Here is a 3,336-nt window from a genome sequence, read left to right as displayed (position 1 = left end):
ATTGATAAAATTGATGAAGCATTAAGTAACATATCAGTTAATGTGAAAATCTTTGGAGCTAAAGGTGATGGAATAGCAGATGATACACAATCAATTAAAGACGCAATGCTGTATGTCTATAATAATGGTGGTGGAATTGTTTATTTCCCTAAAGGAACTTACCTATACTCTTCTACGCTAGAGCTTTACAGCAACGTTACGCTTCAAGGAACAGGAGATACATCAATTTTAAAGACTAATAAGGACAACTTTACTTATCTTTATTACACAAATCCCGGAGTAATTATAAATAAGAATCCAAAGCTTGATTTTACTAATTGCGATATAAACATAAAGGTTGAAAGATTAAAGTTTATATTTGAAATAAACACAATAGACATAGGTTCTTTATTTAGACTTAGTGGAATAAAAGATGTAAGTTTTGATAAATGCAGCTTTGAAGTTATTTCACCTTCTAACAAAGGACACAATGCAGTGATAGATTTTTATTCAGCTTGGGAAAATGCAAAGGTGCATAATTGCAGCTTTAATATTTCAAGTCAAGCTACAGTTGGTGGTTGCATATGGATACAAAACAAGTGTAATAGTGCTGTTATAAGCAGAAACGCATTAATAAAAGACAACTTGTTTATATCAAATGCAAAAGATGAACTTGTTGCAACTTATGGTTATCTTGGAGAGGTAAGAGAAGTTACAGTAAGAGATAATAAATTCCAAAGAATCTCTAACTCTCAAAGTGGAAGTATTTTAACTGCAATGTCTAACGATTCATATAGTGGTGGTTCAGCAACATATTCTAAGTTAGAAAATGTAAAATATTTAGATAACTATATTATATGTGACATACCGAATTGTACTATAGATGGACTTATAAGAGTTGGACTTACGGCAGATGTTAATTCGGCAGTGAATATACTTATTGATGGCAATACTGTACAAGCAGCTTTCTCTGGAAGCGGAACAGGAATAACCAATAAAAAATCAAACAGGCTTAAAATAACAAGAAATACAGTTATAAACACTGGTGTTAAAGGAAGCACCATAGGTATCAATAATTATAGTGGAGACACATCAAATACTGTAGATAATGAAATTGTAGGCTTTAACACAGGTATACAACAGGGAGAACTTATAGCGTTAAACAGAATTACCGATACTACAATAGGAATATCAGCTTCAAGAAACATATCTAAAAATATTCTTAAAACTTGTATTGGAACTGGAATACAGGTAGTAGGACTTGGACAAACAATATTTCCTGTAATAGAAGGTAATTTAGTTGAAATGTTAAATGGTGACGCTGTAGCTTGTATAGCACTAACAGCTAACTCTTTTCCAATGGCCAATCCTAAAGTGGTAAATAATTACTTGTATGCTCCTAAAGATGGAACATTAGCATGTAAGGGAGTTACTAAGCCGGGTTCAAACAGTGTGTATAAACCTGTTGTATCATTCAATGAAATATACACTCCTGCACTAGAAATAGATATTGATTGTTATAGAGAAAGAAATACTTTCGCTTATGATGTAATAGATACTGTAAGAGCTACAATTCCAGACGCTAATTTCAAGGCTCTTATAGGACAAATAGTACAAAGCTCAACTCCTAATTCTTTAGGTGCTATGGGTTGGATTAAAAAAGAAGACAGTACATGGCAAAAGTTCGGAGCATTAATAGCATAGGAGGTAATTAAATGACTTTTATAGAGATTATAAACCTCGTAAAAAGAAGAATAAACGAAACAGAAGTAGATGAACAAATAGACGCTTTAGTTAAAGACGCTGTTAATTACGCTTACATTTATGAGATACCTAAATATGACAAAAGAGTTGCTAATGCTTTTGTTCCTGTAATAAATGGATTAGCAACTCTTCCAGAGGATATAGATTCTGTAGTTTCTATATCTCCTGTACTTATAAATGGAGAAAAGAGAGTAGGCAATGTAATAGTTACAAGTAGAAAAGTAACCTTTACTGTACTTTATACAACTGTTCGTGAAGAGCTTGTAAATGATACAGACACTCTTGATTTGTCTCTTAAATTTAAACATCTGTTATGCACCTATGCTTCATATATATACTGGCAGTACAAGAAGAAAACAAGCATAGCAAATATGTTCTTAGAACAATACAATATGCAAACCATGAGACTATTTGAAGAAGATAATCTTGGAGAAGAAACTGTATACGATAGTTACGGTTCTTCTGAAACGGAGGAATAATTATGGCTTACAAAGCACCAGAAATAAATATATCAAATACATTAGGCGGCATGAATCAGCAGCTTGATGAAAAGCTTATAAAACAAAATGAAGCTGTACTTGTGCAGAACATAGATATAGACAAGGGTGTTTTGTCTAGCAAGAAAGGAGATAGTGTCTATTATGACACTTCTCTTAATTCTTCTCTTCAAAGCATTATGGCTTTCTACAACAAAACAAGCTCACATCTTTTATATGTATCTGATGGAAAGGTATATGAAAAAGGAAAAGGAGAAATAGATAACAGTTTTACAAGCAATATGTTTGACGCTGTAAATTTTCAAGATGAAGACAAGAACATAATAATATATACAAATGGAAAAGACCCTGTAAAGATGTATGATGGAACGTCTGTAAGAAGCTTAAAAAACAGAAGAGCTGTATACAGCGAAGTAGACGATTCTTTACTTGGATATATAGATGGAGAAGATGTAACGCAAACAGTAAAGACAGAAGAAGAATGTACATCACTAGCTCCTAAAGGAAAACATATAGAGCTTCACTACGATAGAATATGGATAACAGGTAATGAAGACAATCCAGATATGGTTTACTTTACAACAGCAAACAGGCATGGTTGGGATATTGACGATTGGACAGCCCCTATAAAAGAAGGAGAAGCAAATCAGCATGGCGGCTTTATAAACTGTGCTAGTTGGGACGGAGGTAAGGTAATAGGTCTTAAAGTTATCTTTGATGACATAGTAATATTTAAAACAAAGAACATGTATAAACTCTTTGGTACATATCCAGGAAATTATCAGAAGGTAGAACTATTTTCTAGTGAAGGAGCTATATCGGACAGGTCTATAGTTAAAGCACACAATAAAGCTTATTTCGTAGCCTATGAAGGCATATTTGTATACGATGGTACTAATGTACTGCCTGTGTCAGATAAGATAAAGGACGTATGGAATAACGTTAACAAGAGTGCTTTAAATAATGCTTGTGCAATATTCTATGACAATAAATATATACTTGCTGTTCCAGAAGGAAGCAGCACTGTAAACAATCTTATAATAGAATATAACGTACTTACAGGTGCAATATGTCTTGTTCGTAATATAGAAATTAA

Annotated in this window: 3 protein-coding genes; all 3 read left to right on the top strand. The window is 32.9% G+C overall.

Annotated features, from left to right (window positions below; all coding sequences use genetic code 11):
* Nucleotides 1-1,683, top strand: a 1,683-nt coding sequence (locus AC11W3_RS13220) for a glycosyl hydrolase family 28-related protein (RefSeq protein ID WP_484093139.1), incomplete at its 5' end; no start/stop codon positions are given.
* A gap of 11 nt (nt 1,684-1,694) precedes the next feature.
* Nucleotides 1,695-2,222, top strand: coding sequence for a hypothetical protein (locus AC11W3_RS13215; protein WP_484093138.1), 528 nt, complete (start codon nt 1,695-1,697; stop codon nt 2,220-2,222).
* A gap of 2 nt (nt 2,223-2,224) precedes the next feature.
* Nucleotides 2,225-3,336, top strand: a 1,112-nt coding sequence (locus AC11W3_RS13210) for a hypothetical protein (protein WP_484093137.1), incomplete at its 3' end; no start/stop codon positions are given.

The organism is Geomonas sp. (genome assembly GCF_056994735.1).
The sequence above is the reverse complement of the archived record's forward strand: the minus strand, read 5'-3'. Positions and strand labels throughout refer to the sequence as shown.